The organism is Devosia oryzisoli (genome assembly GCF_014837245.1).
GTDB lineage: Bacteria > Pseudomonadota > Alphaproteobacteria > Rhizobiales > Devosiaceae > Devosia > Devosia oryzisoli.
The window spans coordinates 102,334-123,417 of record NZ_JACYFU010000003.1 but is presented as its reverse complement, the minus strand read 5'-3'; the positions used below and the strand labels follow the sequence as shown (position 1 = coordinate 123,417).

Annotated in this window: 17 protein-coding genes; 9 read left to right on the top strand and 8 right to left on the bottom strand. The window is 64.7% G+C overall.

Translation table 11 applies throughout. The features are described from left to right. Positions 1 to 320: 320 nt before the first annotated feature. The 5 genes from IC608_RS12045 to IC608_RS12025 form a co-directional block, all read right to left on the bottom strand. Positions 321 to 632: an HPr family phosphocarrier protein gene (locus IC608_RS12045; RefSeq protein WP_191775668.1), complete on the bottom strand. Its 312-nt coding sequence runs from the start codon at positions 630 to 632 to the stop codon at positions 321 to 323. 4 nt (positions 633 to 636) lie between these two features. Beyond that, on the bottom strand, positions 637 to 1,035 hold the full coding sequence (locus IC608_RS12040; protein WP_191775666.1) for a PTS sugar transporter subunit IIA: 399 nt from the start codon (positions 1,033 to 1,035) through the stop codon (positions 637 to 639). 133 nt (positions 1,036 to 1,168) lie between these two features. Next, a complete protein-coding gene (locus IC608_RS12035) occupies positions 1,169 to 1,636 on the bottom strand; it encodes an HPr kinase/phosphorylase (protein WP_191775663.1) in 468 nt (155 codons plus the stop codon). A 9-nt stretch (positions 1,637 to 1,645) separates the two neighbouring features. Beyond that, positions 1,646 to 3,448: a sensor histidine kinase gene (locus tag IC608_RS12030; protein ID WP_248306363.1), complete on the bottom strand. Its 1,803-nt coding sequence runs from the start codon at positions 3,446 to 3,448 to the stop codon at positions 1,646 to 1,648. Positions 3,449 to 3,456: 8 nt separating this feature from the next. Further along, positions 3,457 to 4,170, bottom strand: a complete 714-nt coding sequence (locus tag IC608_RS12025) for a response regulator transcription factor (RefSeq protein ID WP_191775661.1) — start codon at positions 4,168 to 4,170, stop codon at positions 3,457 to 3,459. Between the two features lie 255 nt (positions 4,171 to 4,425). On the opposite strand from IC608_RS12025, the gene pckA reads away from it, so the two are divergent. Then, the gene (gene pckA, locus IC608_RS12020; RefSeq protein ID WP_191775659.1) at positions 4,426 to 6,018 is read left to right on the top strand and encodes a phosphoenolpyruvate carboxykinase (ATP); all 1,593 of its coding nucleotides are present in this window, start codon (positions 4,426 to 4,428) and stop codon (positions 6,016 to 6,018) included. A 61-nt stretch (positions 6,019 to 6,079) separates the two neighbouring features. Here pckA and IC608_RS12015 read toward each other — a convergent pair whose 3' ends face one another. Beyond that, the gene (locus IC608_RS12015) at positions 6,080 to 6,946 is read right to left on the bottom strand and encodes a cell wall hydrolase (RefSeq protein WP_191775657.1); all 867 of its coding nucleotides are present in this window, start codon (positions 6,944 to 6,946) and stop codon (positions 6,080 to 6,082) included. Between the two features lie 338 nt (positions 6,947 to 7,284). Next, positions 7,285 to 7,968: an HAD family hydrolase gene (locus tag IC608_RS12010; protein ID WP_191775655.1), complete on the bottom strand. Its 684-nt coding sequence runs from the start codon at positions 7,966 to 7,968 to the stop codon at positions 7,285 to 7,287. Positions 7,969 to 8,071: 103 nt separating this feature from the next. Between IC608_RS12010 and IC608_RS12005 the strand changes: the two genes are divergently transcribed. The 8 genes from IC608_RS12005 to IC608_RS11970 all read left to right on the top strand — a co-directional run bounded on the left by IC608_RS12005 (position 8,072) and on the right by IC608_RS11970 (position 17,818). Then, positions 8,072 to 9,481 carry a protein adenylyltransferase SelO gene (locus IC608_RS12005; protein WP_191775653.1) on the top strand — a complete coding sequence of 470 codons (1,410 nt, stop codon included), beginning with the start codon at positions 8,072 to 8,074 and terminating at the stop codon, positions 9,479 to 9,481. A gap of 99 nt (positions 9,482 to 9,580) precedes the next feature. Then, a complete protein-coding gene (locus tag IC608_RS12000; RefSeq protein WP_191775651.1) occupies positions 9,581 to 10,135 on the top strand; it encodes a gamma carbonic anhydrase family protein in 555 nt (184 codons plus the stop codon). 25 nt (positions 10,136 to 10,160) lie between these two features. Then, entirely contained in the window at positions 10,161 to 10,571 is a 411-nt protein-coding gene (gene mce, locus IC608_RS11995) for a methylmalonyl-CoA epimerase (protein WP_191775649.1), read from the top strand. Between the two features lie 227 nt (positions 10,572 to 10,798). Beyond that, positions 10,799 to 12,127: a sn-glycerol-3-phosphate ABC transporter substrate-binding protein UgpB gene (gene ugpB, locus IC608_RS11990; RefSeq protein ID WP_191775647.1), complete on the top strand. Its 1,329-nt coding sequence runs from the start codon at positions 10,799 to 10,801 to the stop codon at positions 12,125 to 12,127. Positions 12,128 to 12,210: 83 nt separating this feature from the next. Beyond that, a complete protein-coding gene (ugpA, locus tag IC608_RS11985; protein WP_191775646.1) occupies positions 12,211 to 13,095 on the top strand; it encodes a sn-glycerol-3-phosphate ABC transporter permease UgpA in 885 nt (294 codons plus the stop codon). Positions 13,096 to 13,107: 12 nt separating this feature from the next. Beyond that, entirely contained in the window at positions 13,108 to 13,950 is an 843-nt protein-coding gene (ugpE, locus tag IC608_RS11980; RefSeq protein ID WP_191775644.1) for a sn-glycerol-3-phosphate ABC transporter permease UgpE, read from the top strand. A gap of 4 nt (positions 13,951 to 13,954) precedes the next feature. Then, complete coding sequence (ugpC, locus tag IC608_RS11975) at positions 13,955 to 15,001, top strand: sn-glycerol-3-phosphate ABC transporter ATP-binding protein UgpC (protein WP_191775642.1); 1,047 nt, start codon at positions 13,955 to 13,957, stop codon at positions 14,999 to 15,001. 114 nt (positions 15,002 to 15,115) lie between these two features. After that, positions 15,116 to 17,818, top strand: coding sequence for a bifunctional diguanylate cyclase/phosphodiesterase (locus IC608_RS11970; protein WP_210316344.1), 2,703 nt, complete (start codon positions 15,116 to 15,118; stop codon positions 17,816 to 17,818). On the opposite strand, the gene IC608_RS11965 is transcribed toward IC608_RS11970, so the two are convergent. After that, positions 17,787 to 20,993 (bottom strand): alpha-mannosidase, encoded by a 3,207-nt coding sequence (locus IC608_RS11965; protein WP_191775640.1) that lies wholly within the window; start codon positions 20,991 to 20,993, stop codon positions 17,787 to 17,789. The genes IC608_RS11970 and IC608_RS11965 overlap by 32 nt on opposite strands. Between the last annotated feature and the right edge of the window lie 91 nt (positions 20,994 to 21,084).

The following is a 21,084-nucleotide window of genomic DNA, read 5'->3' as shown; positions in this document are numbered from 1 at the left end:
GAATGGCCAAAGTCAGGATAGCAGCCCCCCCACCCTTGATCCCTCCCCACGAGGGGGAGGGAGACGATGAACACTAGCCTCCACAGCCCACCGCAATCTCGCCTCGTGCGCCTCCCTCCCCTCCGATGGGGAGGGACCGAGGGTGGGGTGGAGTCAAAAACACCGGACGATCAGCTTATGGCAACAAGCATTTCTGGCTCAAGCAGCCCCCCACCCTTGATCCCTCCCCTCCGATCGGGAGGGAGACTATGAACACCAGCCTCCACCACCGCCCCACCGTCCAAACCCTCATCTCGCAACAGCAGCGTTCCGGCGCCGGCCTACCCCTCAAGCCCCTCGACATCCTCGTCAAAGCCGTTGTTGACCAGTTCCACGATGGCTTCGAGGGCTTCGCGGGCCTGCTTGCCGGTCGCCTGCACGAGGATGGTGGCGCCGGGGCCGGCGCCGAGCATCATCAGGCCCATGATGGAGTTGCCCGCCACGGACTGGCCGTCCTTGATCACATTGACGGTGGCATCGAAGCATTCGGCGGTGCGCACGAAGCGGGCGGAGGCGCGCGCGTGCAGGCCCTTGCGGTTGACGATGGTCAGTTGCTGCGCCAGCGCCCGGCCGGCATTGGCGGCTCCGTCCATTGGATCAGTTCCCGAGGATCGAATTGGCGACCGTGATGTATTTGCGGCCCGCTTCCTGAGCCAGGTTGACGGCCGCGGCCATGTCGAGTTCCCCGCGCACGCGCCCCAGCTTGACCAGCATGGGCAGGTTTACGCCGGCGATGACATCGACCTTGCGATTCTGCATCACGGAAATGGCCAGGTTCGATGGCGTGCCGCCGAACATGTCGGTCAGGATGATGACGCCATCGCCGTTTTCCGCCCGGTCGATGGCGGCCAGAATGTCTTCGCGCCGGCTTTCGGCATTGTCCTCGGGCCCGATGGCGATGGTCTCGATATACTCCTGCGGCCCGACCACATGTTCCATCGCCAGCTTGAATTCGTCGGCCAGCGCGCCGTGCGTCACCAGAACCAGTCCGATCATGCATATTCCCCAAATGGCGGCTGCCCGGTGGCGCAGCCGCTCTTGAGCCCCCCGCCGGTCCGCACGGTGCATGCCGGCGGACAAGCGCGGCGCAGTCTTGTCTCCATGAGCCACGCTTGCAAGGGATAATTTGTCACGGAGCGGATGCTTTGCCGCTTGCGCGCACCGCCTCGGCCACGAGCAGTTCCTGGTGACCCAGCGCGATGACCCCGGCCTGCGGCACGGGGGCCCGTGGGAGGACGTGGCCCAGAAGTTCGGTTTCGAGCGCGTCCTCTTCGAGCATGCGGGCGAAATCGGGCACGAGATCAATCACCAGGTGCAGCGGCGAACGGGCCTGGTGGGGCCGGCTGACGATGCCGCGCCCTCTGAGCTCGATGAGCCCGGCCAGTTGCGGCGGGGCGACCATCACCAGATGCCCGGCCTCCTCGACAAGATCCACCCGGTCGTCCGAGACTAGCAGAGCCGCCTGTCCGCGCGCCTCCCAACGCTCGAGCAGGGCGAGGGCAAGGACGGATTTGCCCGCACCCGAGAGGCCGCGCAGCAGGACGCCGCAACTGCCCAAGACCAGGCCAGTGCCGTGGATGTTGACGGGCTTGCTCATGGGCCAAGTTTATTTTCGCGTGCGCGGCAGCACAACGGTGAAAACGGCGCCCGAGCGGTCCGTGCGGTTATGGGCGCGGATGGTGCCCTTGTGCGCTTCAACGATCTGGCGCGAGATGGACAGGCCCAGCCCCGAATGGTTGCCGAAGCTCTCCCCTTCGGGGCGGTCGGTATAGAAGCGCTGGAAGATGCGGCCGACATCGCCGGTGATGCCCGGCCCCTCGTCGCTGACCGTGACGGTGATGGCCTCCGGATCGGTGGCGACGGCGACGGTGACCGCGCCGCCCTCGGGCGAGAAGGAAACGGCGTTGTCGATGAGGTTGGCAAAGACCTGCGCCAGCCGGCTTTCGTGGCCATTGACGATGCTCGATCCGCGCCCGGTCCGCTTGCCCATGCGCACCACGACGTCGCGGTTCGCCGCCACGTCGGCCTGAATGGCGACCATGGCTTCGGCCAGTGTCTGGATATCCACCTGCTCGGCGCTTTCGCGCGCCAGTTCGGCATCGAGGCGGCTGGCGCTGGAGATGTCGGTGATGAGACGGTCGAGGCGCCTGACGTCGTGCTGGATGATGTTGGTGAGGCGCTCGCGGTCTTCCGCTTTTTTCGCCAGCGGCAGCGTTTCCACCGCCGAGCGGAGCGAAGTCAGGGGGTTCTTGAGCTCGTGCGCCACGTCGGCGGCGAAGCGCTCGATGGCCTCGATCCGATTGTAGAGCCCATCGGTCATGCGCCGCAGCGCGCCTGAGAGGTGCCCGATTTCATCGGGCCGATCCGTCAGATCGGGGATTTCGGCGCGCGCATTGCCGGCCGTCTGCACCCGCTCGGCTGCTGCGGAGAGGCGCCGCATGGGCCCCGCAATGGTGCCAGCCAGCAGCAGGGACAGGGCGATCTGGACGCCCGTCGCGATCATGGCAATGCGCAGGATGCTCCAGCGCTCCTGGGCCACGACGGCGTCGATGTCGCCCGGCGCAGTGGACAGCAGGATGGCGCCGACGATGGCGCGCAGCCGCTGCACCGGCACCGCGACCGAAACCACCAGCCGGTTCTGCGCATCCACCCGCACGAAATCGGCCGGCGCACCCTGCAGGGCCGATGCGACCTCGGGATATTTCGCCCCCTCGGAGGGTCCGTGCTCCTGGTAGGTCGGATAGTTGTTGCCCGGGGCCCAGGAGATCAGCGCGTTCCACCAGTCGAGCAGGAAGAAGCTCTGGGTGTTCTGCGTGTCGATGGTCTGGCGCAACACCTCTCCGGCTGAATAGAGGTTGTTGCTGTCGAGGATCATCAACCCCTGCTGGTCGTAGATGCGGGCGCGCGTGCGGGTGGGCAGGATGAGATTGCGCAGGAGCGGCGCCACCCGCTCGGGGTTGATGGGAAATTCCAGCGTCGGGTCGAAATAGGAGAGCGGCGAAAAACTGCCGTCGCCCTGCAGTTCGAGCAGGCGGTCTGGATTGACCTGGATGACGTCGCTGTCGACGGTCGCCGAGGCCGCGATGGCGGCGGCGATGATTTCGCCCTGCACGCGCAGCGACTGCACCCGCGCATCGATGAGACCGGCGCGCCACTGGTTGAGGTAGAGTATTCCCACAACGAGCACGAGCAGGCCCGCCAGGTTGAGCACGATGATGCGCCGGGTGAGGCTGGAAAAGATCGTGAAATCGAGGAACCGTCGGATGGCATGCGCTGCCTTGACCAGGGGCGTCAGGACCATGCGCCAGCCGCGCCGGCGGCGGCTGCCGCGCTCGGGCGCATGGGCATGCGCCGCGTCGGCATCGGCCGCGGCGCGCGGGCGCTCGAGATCGGTCTCCGTGCTGGACAAGATAGGCCTTACTGCTCCTTGAAGCGGTAGCCGACGCCATACAGCGTCTCGATCATCTCGAAATCGTCATCCGTCGCCTTGAACTTCTTGCGCAGCCGCTTGATGTGGCTGTCGATGGTCCGGTCGTCCACATAGACCTGGTCGTCATAGGCCGCGTCCATCAGCGCGTTGCGCGACTTGACGACGCCGGGCCGGAGCGCCAAGGCCTGCAGGATCAGGAATTCGGTGACGGTGAGGGTGACACGCTGCCCCTTCCAGGTGCAGGTGTGGCGCTCCTCGTCCATCACCAGATTGCCGCGCTCGATCAGCGCCTTGCTCGGCGGCGGTTCGACGCCTCCGATGGTTGCTGCGGCGTCGCGGGGCGCGGAGCGGCGCAGGATCGCCTTGACGCGTTCCACCAGCAGGCGCTGGCTGAACGGCTTGGTGATGAAGTCGTCCGCCCCCATCTTGAGCCCGAAAAGCTCGTCGATTTCCTCATCCTTGGAGGTGAGAAAAATCACCGGGACATCCGACTTCTGCCGCAGGCGGCGCAGCAACTCCATGCCGTCCATGCGGGGCATCTTGATGTCCAGGATGGCCAGGTCGGGCCTGTCGGTGGTCAGCCCCTCGAGACCCGAGGCGCCGTCCGTATAGGTGGCGACCTGATACCCTTCCGCTTCCAGTGTCAGGGACACCGAGGTGAGAATATTGCGGTCATCATCCACCAGGGCGATCTTTGGCATGGGCTGCCTTTCTTCTTGTGACGCTTCGTCGTGTCTGGCCAATTCCGGCTCCGCGACTTGGCCGCGCTCCGCCGTTGCAGGCGACAATTACGCATTAAATAAGGCGCTTGCGGCTTTTGTGCCAGTGCACACTGCGCGCCATCTTCTGTCCGACTTCCGTCTTACGACGCATTGCCCGATGGTTTGGAGGGTCCCGTCCCCCCTATTTTCCGGCCATGACGAGCCCGGTTTGGCCGTCAGCATCGGAGAGTAGAAATGACGCATTTCGATCACCAGGGCCTGAGGGCGGACATTGTCGCAGGCGCCAGCGCCCCTGTTCACAACGCTACGGTGCCGGCCCTGGTTGCCCGCGCCCTGGGGCAGGGTGGTGCGCAACTGACGGCCCATGGCGCCTTGTCCGTAGAAACTGGCGCCTTCACCGGCCGCTCGCCCAAGGACAAGTTCATCGTGCGCGACGGGCTGACGGAAAACGCCGTGTGGTGGGACAATGCCGGGGGCATGGCGCCTGACCGGTTCGACCTGCTTCTGGCCGATGTGAAAGAGCATCTGGGCCATCAGGAACTCTTTGTCGAAGACCTTTTGGCCGGAGCCTCGGCCCGTCACCAATATGCGGTCACGGTCCTGACCCCGAGCGCCTGGCACGCGCTCTTCATCCGCAACCTGCTGATCCGGCCCGAAGACGGCCTCCCGATCGCTGCCGATGCGCGTGACGTGACCATCGTGCACGCCCCGCTCTTCCAGGCCGATCCAGATCGCCACGGCACCCGCACCGAAACGGTCATAGCGCTCGACATGAGCCGCAACATCGTCGTCATCGCCGGCACGCTCTATGCGGGCGAGATCAAGAAGGCCGTGTTCTCGCTCTTCAATTTCCACGCGCCGCGCGCCGGTGTCCTGCCCATGCACTGCTCGGCCAATCTGGGGCCGGAAGGAGAGGCGGCACTGTTCTTCGGGCTTTCGGGCACGGGCAAGACCACGCTTTCGAACGATTCGGCTCGCCCGCTGATCGGCGACGACGAACACGGCTGGGACGACGCGGGCGTCTTCAATCTCGAAGGAGGGTGCTACGCCAAGACGGTGCGGCTTTCGGCCGAAGCCGAACCCGAGATCTACGCCGCGACGCAGCGGTTTGGCACCGTGCTCGAAAATGTGGTGCTCGATAAACAAGGCGTGCCGATATTCGATGACATTTCGCGCACCGAAAACACCCGTGCTGCCTATCCGCTTGCTGCCCTGCCCAAGGTCGCTCCGGGCACGGTCGGAGGCACGCCGAAGACGGTCGTCTTCCTCACCGCCGACGCGTTTGGCGTGCTGCCCCCGCTGGCCCGGCTGACCCCCGAACAGGCGGTCTATCATTTTCTCTCCGGCTACACGGCCAAGGTTGCGGGCACCGAACGCGGCATCACCGAGCCGCAGGCGACCTTCTCGGCCTGTTTCGGGGCCCCCTTCATGCCTTTGCACCCGACGGTTTATGGCGCCATGCTGGCCGAGCGGCTGCGCCGCAGCGGTGCGCAGGCCTGGCTCCTCAACACCGGCTGGACGGGCGGGGGCTATGGCGTGGGCAGGCGCATCGATATCGCCTCGACCCGCCGCCTGCTCACGGCGGCGCTCGATGGTGGGCTCGATGACGTCGCGATGCGCACCGACCCGCTGTTCGGCTTCGAGGTGCCGGAGGCGGTGCCGGGCGTCGATCCTGCACTGCTCGACCCCCGCCAGACCTGGTCGGACGCGGAAGCCTATGAGCGGGCGGCGGCGCGCCTGGTGGGACTGTTCCGGAAGAACTTTGAAAAGTTCGGCGCAGGCGCCGATGCCGGGGCCGGGCCGCACTTGGCCGAGGCTGCGGAATAGCGGCTGGCATCCCCGAAATGCGAAGGGCGCCCACGGCGCCCTTTTTTGTTTCAGGTGTTGCTCAGTTGGGCGCGTAGAAGATGTGCGCGCCGACTTCGGCAACCTGCTGATAGGTGCGCGACCAGGAGGGGCGCACGGCCGTGGTGTGATAGTAGAGCGCCGATTTGGGCAGGGCGCCGACGTCTTCGCCTGTCGCGTATTCGGCATAAACCTTTTCGGCCAGAGCTACCGAACGGGCCCAGGCGCGGCGTTCCTTGGGCGTATCGCTGCGGCCGTCGCAGGCAAAGGTGAACTGGCAGCGATAGCGGCCCTTGTCGGCGTTCTGATAGACGACGCCACAGAGCGATGCAGGGAAACGTTTGGACCGGGCGCGGTTGACGATGATGTTCGCCACGGCGAGCTGGCCGGTCGCGCTTTCGCCGCGGGCTTCGTGGTAGATGGCCTGGGCGAGGCAACCACGCTCGTTGTTGGCGGTTTCGATGCGCTTTGCAGTCGGCACGTAACCCTTCTGCACGTAGCTTGCGAGGAGGTCGGAGGTGACCGTGGACGCAGGCTTCGCCGGTTCGGACGTGAAGCTATCGATGGCCGAGAGGGCCATGTTGCCGCCGCCCAGGGAACCGCGGGCGATGTAACCCATGAGCACGTCGGCAGTCAGCTCGGGCTTTGGACCGGCAGCGTTGACGTCGAAGGCGCGCAGGGTTTCCTGGCGCTTGATGTAGTTGGTCAAAAGGGCGGCGTTGAGATGCTGCCGTCCCGGCTCGGGCGGCAACAGCGTGGGCCCGAGGGCCGGCTGGGTGCGGAGCTGAGCGATGTCGGCGGGAACGGCTTGCGGGAAGACGGCATCCTGATCGGCACGTGCCGGGGAAAGAGTAACGAACAGAACCAGAGCCGCAGCTCCGATTGCCAGCGCGTGAGATACCGCGCGCATCGCTTTGCCCCGCCAGCCTCTGGTCAATGCCCCGTCCTTGCCCCTGAGCCCGTCCGGTCGTTTCCGGTGGGCCTTCAATCAAGATCTCACCGGAGGTGGACCTCGTTCGGCCGGCACACTAGCCAAGCCGATCCGACTATGGAAGATGTAATTTACGTCCAGTTAACCATAGCCGTTAGCTGATTAAAGTACGGTTAATGGAGCCGAACAGGGATGAAAACCCTGAAAATTCATTGGCTTCGGACGTGCTGAACAGCGCCTTACCCCATTGGGTAAAGCTTTATCCATTAGCGGGCGTGGTTAACGAAATCCTGCCGGGTGTGGCTGGGGCGCCAGTGTCACGGACGCGGAAAGGCCGCCTCATGCACGTGCACGATGCTCTCGAGCACCGTTACGCCCAATGCGTGAATGTCCGCATTGGGTCCCACGAGATCGGGCACCATGACCGTCTGCATGCCGGCCGCATGGGCCGCGCGGACGCCCATATGGCTGTCTTCGAGCGCAAGGCACAGCCGGGGCTCGATCCCCAGCCGCTGCGCCGCGGTGAGGAAGGGTTCGGGGTGCGGCTTGGGATTGACCACGTCGTCGCGTGTCACGACCGTGTCGAACAGATCGAACAGGCCCGCCGTGGACAGGTGGTGCTGGGCGTGCGGGTTGCGCGATGAGGTGGCGACTGCGGCGGGGATGCCACGAGCGCGCAGCTCGGTAATGAACTCGCGCGCTCCGGCCTTTACGGGCACGCCACCGTGGCTGCGCGCACGCATGCTCGTGCGGCACCTCTGATCGAACAGCGTGTAGGGAAAGCTGACGCCATAGGCTTCGAGCAGCAACTGGCGGGTGCGCTCGTGGCTCGAGCCCACCATGGAATGATGCACACTGTCCGTCATCTCGAAGCCGAGTTCCTCACAGACCTCGAAGACGATGGTGCGGAACACAGCCTCGGTATCAAGAAGGGTCCCGTCCATGTCGAAGATGACGGCGTCGAACGGGGCCAGGCGAAGCGTCTCGATTGCGGGTATCATGTCTTTCCATATAGGCCGATTTGCCGCGCCTCGCCAGCCGCACTCACGCAGGCTTGCCTTGCGATGGCCGCGAACCGGAACGGCAACTGGGCGTTGGGAAGCCATGGCAGATTTTCTCCCCGAACGGCGGCACGAGACGCTCGGTGCCGACTTTTTCGATCCCGTGCGTCCGGCCGAGTTTCCGAGGCTCACGCTCCGGCACCGCGACCGGCGCTGGGCAGCGCGGCTGGGGCTGGAGCACCTGGACGAGGCCAGCTGGCTTGCCCATTTCGGCCGTTTCGAGCCCTTGGAGGGATCGCTGCCCGAGCCGCTCGCCCTGCGCTATCACGGTCACCAGTTCCGCACCTATAATGCCGATCTGGGCGATGGCCGTGGCTTTCTCTATGCCCAGTGCCGCGACCCGGCCGACGGGCGGCTCCTCGATTTGGGGACCAAGGGATCGGGACGGACCCCCTGGTCGCGCGGCGGCGATGGACGGCTGACGCTCAAGGGCGGCGTGCGCGAAGTGCTGGCCACCGAAATGCTCGAAGCGCTCGGCGTCTCTACCTCGAAGAGCTTTTCACTGGTCGAGACGGGGGAGGAGCTCTGGCGCGGCGACGAGCCATCCCCGACGCGCTCGTCCGTTTTGACCCGCCTCAGCCATTCCCACATCCGCATCGGGACGTTTCAACGGCTGGCCTATCTCGAGGACACGGCGAACCTCCAAAGGCTGCTGGACTACTCCATTGCCACCTACTACCCGGAACTCGCGGCCGCCGAGGATCACGCAGCGGCCTTTCTCGAGGCAGTGGTCGGCCGGGTGGCCCGGCTGGGCGCGCAGTGGACCGCGGCAGGGTTCGTGCATGGCGTGCTCAATACTGACAACATCAACATCACCGGGGAAAGCTTCGACTACGGGCCGTGGCGCTTCCTGCCCGCTTACGATCCGGAGTTCACCGCCGCCTACTTCGACGAGACGCGCCTTTATGCCTTTGGGCGCCAGCCCGAAACGCTGGCCTGGAACCTGACCCGGCTCGCGGAGTGCCTCGTGCCGCTCTCGAGCATCGAGAGGCTCGAGCCCGCGCTCAATACGGTCTGGCCGGTGTTTCGCGAGGCGTTGCCACGGCAGATCCTGCGGCGCCTTGGTCTCAAGCCCAGGGGCGTCGAAGAGGACGGTGCATTCGTGACCGCCTTGTTCGGTTTTCTCTCCGCGAGCCAGGCGCCCTACGAGCAGACGTTTTTCGACTGGTGCGGCGGCCGGGCCAGCATTACGCGCGCGGCGGCAAGTCCCGCGGCGGAGGCGTATGCGGGCGAGGAGTTCCGCCCGGTCGCGGATGCTTTCGAATGTTACGAGCCCGTGGACGACCTGCGGCTGGATCACCCGTATTTCGCCCGTTTGCGACCGCGCACCATGCTGATCGATGAGGTGGAAGCCATATGGGCGCCCATCGCCGAGCGGGACGACTGGAGCCTCTTCCACAAGGCGCTGGCCGAGATCGCGCAGATGCGCGAAGCCTACGGGGTAGCCCCCTGAGGACTGCGCCACTCAACTTCGGCCTGGCCATCTTCGTCTTGGCAGGGCGTGGCTGACCGGAGTAAACCGGGACGTGAAGGCGGCGGAGGAGGTCAGGTCATGCCCATCTATGCACTCGAGGAGGTGTCGCCCCGCATCGACCCGAACGTGGGCTGGATTGCCCCGACCGCCGTGCTCGTCGGCGATGTCGTGGTGGGACCCGAGGCGGGCATCTGGTTCGGCGTCGTTGCCCGCGGCGACATCGAAACGATCTCCATCGGTGCGCGCACCAATGTGCAGGAAAACTGCGTGCTGCACACAGACAAGGGCTTTCCGCTGACCATCGGAGACAACGTCACCGTGGGTCACGCTGCTATCGTTCATGGTTGCACGATCGGCGACAACACGCTCATCGGCATGGGCGCCACCATCCTCAATGGCGCTCGCATCGGTCGCAATTGCCTGATCGGCGCCAACGCGCTGGTGACCGAGAATAAAATCATCCCGGACAATTCCCTCGTCATGGGAGCCCCGGCAAAGGTCGTGCGGGAGATCGATGCCGAGGGCGTCGCGGCGCTGTCGGCTTCCGCGGACCGCTATGTGCTGAACGCCAAGCGGTTTGCAGCGGGGCTGAAGGCGACCGGCACTGCGGCCCCCGATTTTGATCCGGCATGACAGCGGTCACGGTGCGAGTGCGAGCATGATCGGACGGCTCAACCACGTCGCCATTGCGGTTCCCGACCTTGCGCGCGCCACGGCCAGATACCGCGACCAGCTCGGCGCACGCGTCGGAGAGCCGCAGGCCCTGCCCGAGCACGGTGTCACGGTGGTGTTCGTGGACACGGGCAACAGCAAGGTGGAACTCCTCGAGCCGCTGGGCGAGGCCTCGCCCATTACCGCCTTTCTCGAAAAGAACCCCGCCGGCGGAATGCATCACATCTGCTTCGAGGTGGACGATATCGAGGCTTCCGCGCGGCGTCTGGTCGAGACGGGCGCGCGCATTCTGGGGGATGGCACGCCGCGCATCGGGGCGCACGGCAACCCGGTGCTGTTCCTCCACCCCAAGGACTTCGACGGCACGCTGATCGAGCTCGAAGAGGTGCCCGCCTGAGACCGTCACGGAACTGACACCTCAGGTTCATTCGATCGTCAACCAGCCGCTCTAGAGCCTTCCGCGCACCCCGCCGACATTCAAATGAAAGCGGGATGTGCGCCTGGATGTTCATTTGGTGGATTTTTTCGCGGCTGATCCCGTGTCCCACATGTCCGGCGCTTCACCAAGAAACGGTCTGGCAAGGTCCGGCGGCGTGCAGGCCGCGGGTCCACAGGGAGACGATCATGATCAAATTCACCGGCGCGGCGAGCCTTGCGGCTCTGTCCTTTATGCTTTCCACCTCGGTCGCCTTCGCGCAGACCGAGGTCACCTGGTGGCACGCCATGGGTGGCGAACTGGGGCAAAAACTTGAGGAGATCGTTGCCCAGTACAACGACTCCCAGTCCGAGTACCACGTGACCCCGATCTACAAGGGCACCTACGGCGAGACCATGACGGCCGCCATCGCCGCTTTCCGCGCCGGCGAGCAGCCCGACATCGTGCAGGTCTATGAGGTGGGCACCGGAACCATGATGGCCGCCAAGGGCGCCGTCTATCCGGTCTATCAGCTGATGGCCGACATGGGCGCCGAGTTCGACCCCTCCGGCTTCCTGCCTGCCGTCGTCGGCTACTACACCGACACCGATGGCAACATGCTGTCGATGCCGTTCAACTCCTCGACGCCGATCCTCTACTACAACAAGGACGTGTTCGAAAAAGCCGGTCTCGACCGCGAAACGCCGCCCAAGACCTGGGAAGAACTCGCGCAGTTCTCGCAGCAGATCGTCGATAGCGGCGCTGCCAATTGCGGCTTCACCACAGGCTGGATTTCCTGGATCCAGCTCGAAAATCTCTCGGCCTGGCACAACCAGCCGATCGGTACCGAAGAGAACGGCTTTGGTGGCCTCGATGCCGAGCTGAGCGTCAACGGCCCTCTTCAGGTCAAGCATTGGGAAAACCTCAAGACCTGGCAGGATGCCGGCCTCTTCCAGTATGGTGGTCCCGAGGGCGGCGCCGATGCTCCGGCCAAGTTCTACACGCAGGACTGCGCCATCTACATGAACTCCTCGGCCTCGCGCGCCGGCGTCATCGCCAACGCCAAGGACTTCGAGGTCGGCTACGGCATGCTGCCCTATTACGAGGGCACCGAAGGCGCTCCGCAGAATTCGATCATCGGCGGCGCGACCCTTTGGGTTCTGCAGGGCCATCCGGAAGAAGAATACAAGGGCGTCGCTGACTTCTTTGCCTATCTGTCCTCTCCGGAAGTGCAGGCGGACTGGCACCAGTTCTCGGGCTATCTCCCGATCACCTATGCTGCCTATGACCTGGGCAAGGAGCAGGGCTACTACGAGGCCAACCCGGGCTCGGACGTCGCCATCAAGCAGATCACGCTCAACGAGCCCACGCCCAATTCCAAGGGCCTGCGCTTCGGCAACTACAACCAGATCCGCCAGATCATCGACGAGGAATTCCAGGCTCTGCTGGCCGGCGACAAGACCGCCCAGGAAGCGCTGGACGAACTGGTGAGCCGCGGCAACCAGCAGTTGCGCGATTTCGAGGCCGCCAACCAGTAAGGCGCCTCACCTCGGCCGGGCGTGGCGGGTCAACCGCCGCGCCTTTCCTTTGACGCATCGCGTCGGCTCCAGCGGATCGGGCCATGGATACCAAACGCACAGTCTTTCCGGCACGCGGGCTGCCCTATCTCCTCGTGGCGCCGCAACTGCTCATCACGCTGATCTTTTTCATCTGGCCGGCCGGGCAGGCGGTGAAATCGTCCTTCGAGGCCGAGGATCCGTTCGGCCTGTCCACCCGGTTTGTCGGGATGCAGCACTACCTGCGTCTATTTTCCGAGCCGGCCTACCTTGCCTCGATCGGCCGCACGGCCGTGTTTGCCCTGGCCGTCAGCATCATCTCGATGGGTTTTGCGCTGATCCTTGCCGTGGCCGTCAACCGGCTGGTGCGCAGCGCGTCGGCCTACTCGACCCTGCTGCTCTGGCCCTATGCCGTCTCGCCCGTGGTGGCCGGTATCCTCTGGTGGTTCATCTTCAACTCCACGACCGGCATTCTGCCCTTCGCGCTCGAGCAGATCCGCATCCGCTGGAACCACCAGCTCAACGGCACGCAGGCGATGATCCTCATCATCATCGCGGCCAGCTGGAAGCAGGTGTCCTACAACTTCCTGTTTTTCCTGGCGGGCCTGCAATCGGTGCCGCAATCGCTGAACGAAGCGGCCGCCATCGATGGCGCAGGCCCGGTCAAGCGCTTCTGGACCATCGTCTTTCCGCTCCTCTCGCCCACCACCTTTTTCCTGCTGATCGTCAACCTCAACTACACGATGTTCGATACCTTCGGCATCGTCGACGCCACGACGGGGGGCGGACCCAACCAGGCCACCAACACGCTGGTCTACAAGGTCTATACGGACGGCTATATCGGCCTCAACCTCGGCTCGTCTTCCGCCCAGTCGGTCATTCTCATGGCCTTCGTCATCGCGCTCACCGTCATCCAGTTCCGCTACGTGGAACGCCGGGTGCAGTACTAGGGAAGCGCCACCATGGTCGAAAACCGTCCCTTCCTCGCCGTTCTCACCCATCTCGTGCTTTTGGCCGGCGTGGTGATCGTGGCCTTCCCGGTCTATATCGCGCTCGTCGCTGCCACCCATGGCCCCACCGCGCTGACTTCCGGCGCCATGCCGCTGCTTCCGGGAGGCGAACTGTTCGCAAACGTCATGCAGGTGCTGACGGAGAACCGCCGCGGCGTGGCCCCGTTCTGGCTGATGGCGTGGAATTCGCTCTGGATGGCGGTCATCATCACGCTGGGCAAGATCGCCATCTCCATCATCTCGGCCTTTGCCATCGTTTATTTCCGCTTCCCCGGGCGGGTGCTCGCGTTCTGGCTGATTTTCATCACGCTGATGCTGCCGGTCGAGGTGCGCATCATCCCCACCTTCAAGGTGGTGGCGGATCTTGGGCTGCTCAACTCCTATGCCGGGCTCACCATCCCGCTCATCGCCTCGGCCACGGCGACGTTCCTCTTCCGGCAGTTCTTCATGACCATTCCCGACGAACTGATGGAGGCGGCGCGGGTGGACGGGGCAGGGCCGCTAAAATTCTTCCGCGACATTCTCCTGCCCTTGAGCCGCACCAACATCGCCGCGCTCTGCGTCATCCTCTTCATCTATGGCTGGATGCAGTACCTTTGGCCGCTGCTCGTCACCATCGATCCCAACTACTACACGCTGATGATGGGCGTGAAGCGCATGGCCGCCGTGTCCGATGCCGATCCGCAGTGGAACATCATCATGGCGGCAGTGCTGCTGGCCATGCTGCCCCCCATCCTCATCGTCGTCTTCATGCAGCGCCTGTTCGTCAAGGGCCTGGTCGAAACGGAGAAATAAGCCCATGGCAAGCATCGACATCAAGGGCGTGAAAAAGGTCTATCAGGGCAACGTCACGGCCATTCATGGCATCGATCTTGCCATTGGCGATGGCGAACTGGTGGTTCTCGTCGGACCCTCCGGCTGCGGCAAGTCCACGCTGCTGCGCATGATCGCGGGCCTCGAAACCATCACCGAGGGCACGATTGCGATCGACAGCGCGGTGGTCAATTCCAGGGAGCCCGCCGAGCGCGACATCGCCATGGTGTTCCAGAACTATGCGCTCTACCCGCATATGAGCGTGCGGCAGAACCTCGAATACGGCCTCAAGAACCGCGGCACACCGCGTGCCGAAATCGACAGCCGCGTCGCCGAGGCGGCCCGCATGCTCGAGATCGAGCCGTTCCTCGAGCGCAAGCCGCGCCAGCTGTCCGGGGGCCAGCGCCAGCGCGTCGCCATGGGCCGGGCCATCGTGCGCCAGCCCAAGGCGTTTCTGTTCGATGAGCCGCTGTCCAACCTCGACGCCAAGCTGCGCGGCCAGATGCGCGTCGAAATCCGCCGGCTGCAGCACCGGCTAAAGACCACGAGCGTCTATGTTACGCATGACCAGCTCGAGGCCATGACCCTGGCCGATCGCCTTGTGGTGATGAACGGCGGCCGCATCGAACAGGTCGGGAAACCCACCGAAGTCTACGACCGCCCCGCTTCGCTCTTCGTTGCGGGCTTCATCGGCTCGCCGCCCATGAACCTCATTCCGCTCGAGGCGCTGAAAAACATCGTCGGGAGCGCCGTGCTGAAGGATCTGCCGACCGAAACCGATCTCATCGGCGTCCGTCCCGATCGCATGCAAACGGGTGAGGGAGAAGGGTTTGTCCTTACTGGCACCGTGGATCTGATCGAACCGGTGGGCGGGGAGAGCCATCTTTATCTGCACGTGGAGGAGATCGCCGCCCCCTTGGTTATGGTCATGCCCGGCCGACCCGACCTTTCGGAGGGTGCAGTAGTGCCGATCCGCTTGCCGCTCGACGCCTTGCACCCGTTCTCGACGCGAACGGGACTGCGCACCGATTGAGGCGTCGTTTGCCTCCCGTTTACCAAGCCGGAGATTGGCCGACCCCTTAAGCCAATCGTCAACGCTCTCGGCTCTAGCCTAAGGCTTGAAGAGGCCGGATTGGGTTGGGGCGGCATGGCGAGGACAAAGGGAGCAGGGCGGTCCTGGCGCTGGTTGGGGCGTGGCGGCACCACCGCGCCCGTCCTTGTGGCGCTCATCGTCATCGCGGTGGTTGCCGTCCTCGTCGATCGGCAGGCCCAGACGCTGGCCGAAAACCAGATGCGGGCGCAAACGCTGGCGCAGATCTCGGTCATCCGCGCCAAGCTCGAAGGCAACATCTCCGCCAACGTGCAACTCGTGCGCGGTCTGGTCTCCACGCTCTCGACCGAGCCGGAGATGAACCAGGCACGCTTTGCCGCACTCGCCTCCAACCTTTTTGAGGAAGACAGTCAGCTCCGCTCCGTCGCGGCAGCGCCCGATCTCGTGGTGCGGCTGACCTATCCCTACGAGCCCAATCGGACGGCCATCGGTCTCGACTACCGGAATATGCCCGCGCAGTGGGGCAGCATCGAGGAGGTCATTCGAACCGGGCGGCTCGTCATGGCCGGCCCGGTTGACCTGGTCCAGGGTGGGCAGGGTTTCATCAGCCGCTTCCCTGTCTACACCGGTGATGGGGCCGACCGACATCTTTGGGGAATCGTCTCCGCCATCGTCGATGTGGAGCGGCTCTATGCCGACAGCGGCTTGCTCGACCCCACGCTGCGCCTCGACATTTCCATCTCATCGGCATCGGCCGCCGACGGCGCGGGGGGCCGGTTTTTCGGTCCCGACCTGAGCGCCACCAATCCCGTGGTGGCCGATGTGGTCCTGCCTGCCGGCGCATGGCGCATCGCCGCCGTTCCGTATGGCGGGTGGCAGCGCGACATGGGGGCGCTGCTGCTCCTGCGTGGCGGCATCGGGCTTGCGGGCGCTCTCATCTTCCTGCCCTTTCTCATGACCGCCCGCATGGCGAGCGAGCGCCACCGTCACATTGAAGCGCTCGGTCTGCGCGAGAAGGCCCTGGCTCAGGTCACAAGACGTCTCAACCTGGCGCTCGACGCCTCGAAGATCGGCGTCTGGGAAATGGACCTCACCCAGAATGTCGAGATGTGGGACGAAAGAACCCATCAGCTCTACGGGCGGGTTCCCGATGGCGCCTTGCGCAAGCATGCGGATTGGCTCTCGGCAGTGCACCCGGAGGACCGCGATCGCGCCGAGGGGGCATTCCGCAGCATGATCGGGTCCGGCCGCTACGAATGCGACTACCGTGTTCTGCGGCCCGATGGCACCGTGCTCCACGTGCGGTCCATGGGCGCGCTTCACCGCGAACCGGGGGAGCCGGAGCGCGTCATTGGCGTCAACCTCGACATCACCGCCGACGTGAGGCTGGCCGAAGACCTGCGGCGGGCCAACACGCTGAGCGAGGCCCGGAACCAGGCCCTCGAGGAGGCCCGTGTCCGCATCGAGCACAACGCGCTGCACGACAGCCTGACGGGGCTGCCCAATCGCCGCTATCTCGACGACATCCTGGCCCGCAACGCGGAGCATGGCTTCCACGAGAGCGGTGGTATCGCGCTGCTGCACATCGACCTCGACCGCTTCAAGCAGATCAACGATACGCTCGGCCATGCCGCCGGCGACGCCATGCTGATCCACGCCAGCCAGGTGCTGAGGCAGCAGTGTCGCGACGATGACTTCATCGCGCGGATCGGTGGCGACGAGTTCGTCATCGTCGCCGAAGCCGGTCAAACCGACGCTGCGCTAAGCGATCTCGCCCTGCGCGTCGTTGCCGAGATGCGCAAACCGGCACTGCATGAAGGGCACGAGTGCCGCTTCGGGGTCAGTGTCGGCCTCGCCGTGGCGCGCGGACGGGACATCGACGTCCGGCAATTGCTGATCAATGCCGACATTGCGCTCTATCGGGCCAAGGACCGAGGCCGCAACCGCCTGGAGTTCTTCTCGGAGAGCCTGCAGGCCGAAGTCATCACCGCCAAGCGCGTGGCCGATGAAATTCTCAAGGGCCTGGAGGAGGGTGCATTCTTTCCCCACTACCAGCCGCAGTTCGACGCAAGGACCCACGACCTGATGGGCGTGGAAGCGCTGGCGCGCTGGAGCCACCCCACCCGTGGGCTGCTCGCTCCAGACGCCTTCATGACCATCGCCGAAGATCTCAACGTGGTCGCCTCGCTCGATCGGATGATCCTCGAAAAGACCCTCGCCGACCTCAAGCGCTGGGATGAACAGGGGCTTCGGGTGCCGCGCGCGTCGGTGAATGTTTCCCTGCGTCGCCTCGACGATGAGGGCCTTGTGGCGAGCCTGCGCGATCTCGCCATCGAGCCGGGCCGAATTTCCTTCGAGCTCGTGGAGTCCATCTATCTCGATGAACGCGATGGCGTCGTCGGCTGGAACATCGACCAGCTTAAGGATCTGGGCATCGATATCGAGATCGACGATTTCGGCACGGGCTACGCCTCCATCGTCTCGCTGCAGAAACTTCGCCCCAACCGTCTCAAGATCGATCGGCAGTTGGTGACGCCGATCGCCGATGATCCGGCACAGCGCCGCCTCGTTTCCTCGATCGTGGACATTGGCGCCTCGATGGGCATCGGCATCGTCGCAGAAGGGGTCGAGACCCTGGAACAGGCCGAGATCCTGCGCGATCTCGGCTGTGACGTGCTCCAGGGCTATGCCTTCGCCCGTCCCATGGCACCCGCAGACCTCCAGCAGTTTCTGGTTGCGCGGCGGGCGGACCGGGGCGCTATCGCGCTCAACTCTCCTTCAGTTCGACGAGGAGCGTGACGATCTCGAAGGGCCGCAGCGAGAGCGTCACCCCGCCGTTCTCGACCACGAGGGAAGCGCCGGGATTTTCCTCCATCAGGTCGACCGGGCGCACACGCCCGACCGGGATGCCGAACTCGATCCGCGTGCGCGCCCGCTGGTTGGCGGTCTCGAAGACGCGCAGCACCAGAGCGTTCGACGCCTCTGCCTTCTTGACGGTTTCGACGGCCACGTTGGGCGCCGTCACGCGCGCCAGGCTGAAAGCACCGAGATCGGCATCCGCTGCGTCCACTGGATGGCTATTGCCGATGACGGCTACGGGGTTGTTGAACCGTTCGGCCGCGTCGTGAACGGTGCTGAGATCGACCACGCCGTCATGGACGAAAAGTCCATAGCGGATGCGATGCTCTCCGATGTCGGCATCGGGGCTTGGGAAGCTCGAGCCGCGGACCAGGGTCAGCCGAACGGTCTGCTCATGGCAGTCATAGGCGTACTTGCTGTCGTTGAGCAGCGCCACGCCGAAGTCGGGCTCCGAAAGATCGACCCACCGGTGCATCGAGGCCTCGAACCGGGCCTTGTCCCAGCTGGTGTTGCGATGGGTCGGGCGCTTGACGTGCCCGAACTGGATTTCCGAGCGGATTTCGGAGGTATTGAGATCGAACGGGAACACCGCCTTGATGACCTGCGCGCGTTCGCGCCAATCGATGAAGGTGTCGAACTCGACCTGGCGTTCACCCACCGCCAGCGACACGATCTGCACGATGCGCGAGGCGCGATAGGCACGCTCGATGCGGATGGCCGCACGCAACGGCCCGCTCTCCACCACGGAGATGGCCGCTTTCTCCTCCGCCAGGGGCCAGAACTGCTCTTCGAAGTACCGGTCGATGTCCCAGGCGTCCCATTCCATCGGCTTGTCTTCATAGGCAATGAGGCGGTTGGCGGCCAGGCCCGGTGCGAGAACCTCGCGGTCGCGCTGCTTGTCATGGATGGAGATGATCTCGCCGCTCGGATCGAGTTCGATCCGCAGATGCGCGTTTTCGAGATGCTGCGGCGAGACGGAGAGCTCGGCGGGAGCACTGCTCTCCCCCGCGACGATCTGCGCCGCCGCCCAGCCCAAGGGGGCGATATCGCCTGCCCAACCCACGGACAAGGTTGACCCGTCGGCTCGGGTGATCTGCTGCAGCGGGGCCGTGCCGGCGGCAGTGGCCAGTGCAAAACCCTCCGCGGGGACGGCAGCGCCGAGGGATATGAGACCCTTTCGGCCCTGGCTGGTGAAGTTGAGAAGCCGCAGCTGGTGGCCGGGCCTGGCGGCGGCCATGGCGCTGGCGTGCCAGGGGCCGTTGGCCGAGTTGAGCGTTGAAAAGATGCGTTCGTAATCCGCATCGCTATCGACATAGACCTCGGGGATCGAGGTGCCGGGCAGGATGTCGTGGAACTGGTTGATCAGCACCAGTTCCCAGAATTCCGCCAGGATATCGCAAGGGTAGGCGACCCCGGCGGTGGCCAGCGCCGTGGCGCCCAAGAATTCGAGCTCGCGCAGGCGCCGCTCCGCGTTGCGGTTGTTGGCCTTGTTTTTTGCCACCGAGGTCAGCGTGCCGCGGTGGTACTGCAGGTAAAGCTCCCCGTTCCACACCGGGAATTTATTGGGGTTGGCCTCCATCGCCGCGCCCAGCCGATCGAGGAAGGGCACGATGCCTTCGAGCTTGACCCGCGGCGCACCGGGGATGCCGCGCTGGAGGCGGATGCCGCGCTCGATCATGGCGCGCGTCGGGCCACCTCCACCATCGCCATAGCCATAGGACATGACGACCTCGTTGTGGGCCGCCTTGGGCTCGTAGCGCTTCCAGACGCCCATGGTCTCGCTGACGGACAGGTCGCCATTGTAGGTCGTGAAGATCTGCTCGCTGTCATAGGCCTGCGCCGTGATCAACTGCGCCTTGGTGACGGTGCCGTCGATGCCGCGCCAGAAGAAGGTGTCGTAGGGATGCCGGTCGGTGTCGTTCCAGCTGAGCTTGGAAGTGACGAAGTACTCAAGGCCCGACTTGGCCATGATCTGCGGCAGGTTGGCCGAATAGCCGAAGGTGTCGGGCAGCCAGACCGTGCGTGGATCGACGCCGAAATTCTCCCGATGGAAGCGCTTGCCGCGCATGATCTGGCGCACCAGGCTCTCGCCCGAGGCGATGTTGACGTCCGGCTCCACCCACATGGCGCCTTCGATTTCGAACTGCCCGGATTTGACGCGCTTGAGCATGCGCTCCCAGAGTTCGGGGTAGTCCGTCTTGAGGAAATCGAAGAGCACCGACTGGTTGTACATGAAGACGAACTGCGGATACTCCTCCATGAGGTTGAGCACCGTGGCAAAGCTGCGGCCCGTCTTGTCCCGTGTGTGCAGGACGCGCCAGAGCCAACCGACGTCGAGATGGGTGGAGCCGACGGCGGTAATCTGCGGCTGCACTTGCGTGTCCACGAGGGCGTAGATTTCGGCCGCGATCTTTTCGGCGGCGGGCAGGCTGGCCTCAAATTCCGGGGTGTGGCCATCGCGCCGGTCGAGGGCGCGCAGGGCCCGCTCGACAATCCCGAGGATTGCATGCCGGCGCGGGTCGTTCTGGTAGAGCAGCACGGCAACGTCCAGCGGGGTTTGCAGATCGTAGTAGAGCTGTTCGGCCCGTTCGTTGCGGATGAAGAAGTCCGTGTTGAAGCCCACCAGCGGCCGGTCGAAGAAGGTGAAGGCGTTGATGAGGAGGACGTGTCGGTTGCCGGGCGTCGCATCGCGCTCGATGACGAGTTCGGTGTGGTTGCCGTCAAGCGCCTGGGCGATGTGGCCGTCGAGATAAGCCAGGCACTGGGGATCCGTCGATCCCGGGCGATCCTGCCACTGGCTGGTGACGTGCATGACGAACGTCTTGCCGCGCGCTCCCTCCGGAACCACGATCTCGGCCGCGAACCAGGTGTGTTCCTGGTGCTTGCCCCAGACGGAGTGGCGCCCGAACGGCTCCCACTGCCGCCAGTCCGCGGCCAGCGCATCGGAGGCCGAAAAACCATCCGCGCGCTGCACGCGCCATTCGAACGGCACATCCGGCAGGGGCGTACGGGTCTTCTGCTCAAGATCCTTGCACAGCCGCAGGAGCTTGCCCTCCATCTTGAGATCGTCGTCGAGCAGGCCCAGCTTGGTGGCGAGCGGATTGGAGTAGGTCATGGCGCGGTCCGAGATGCAAAGATGGCGGGAGAGTAGCCGTCCCGTTGCAACGTTGCAATCCGGAGTGGTTCCCTTGCGGGAGGAACCGCAC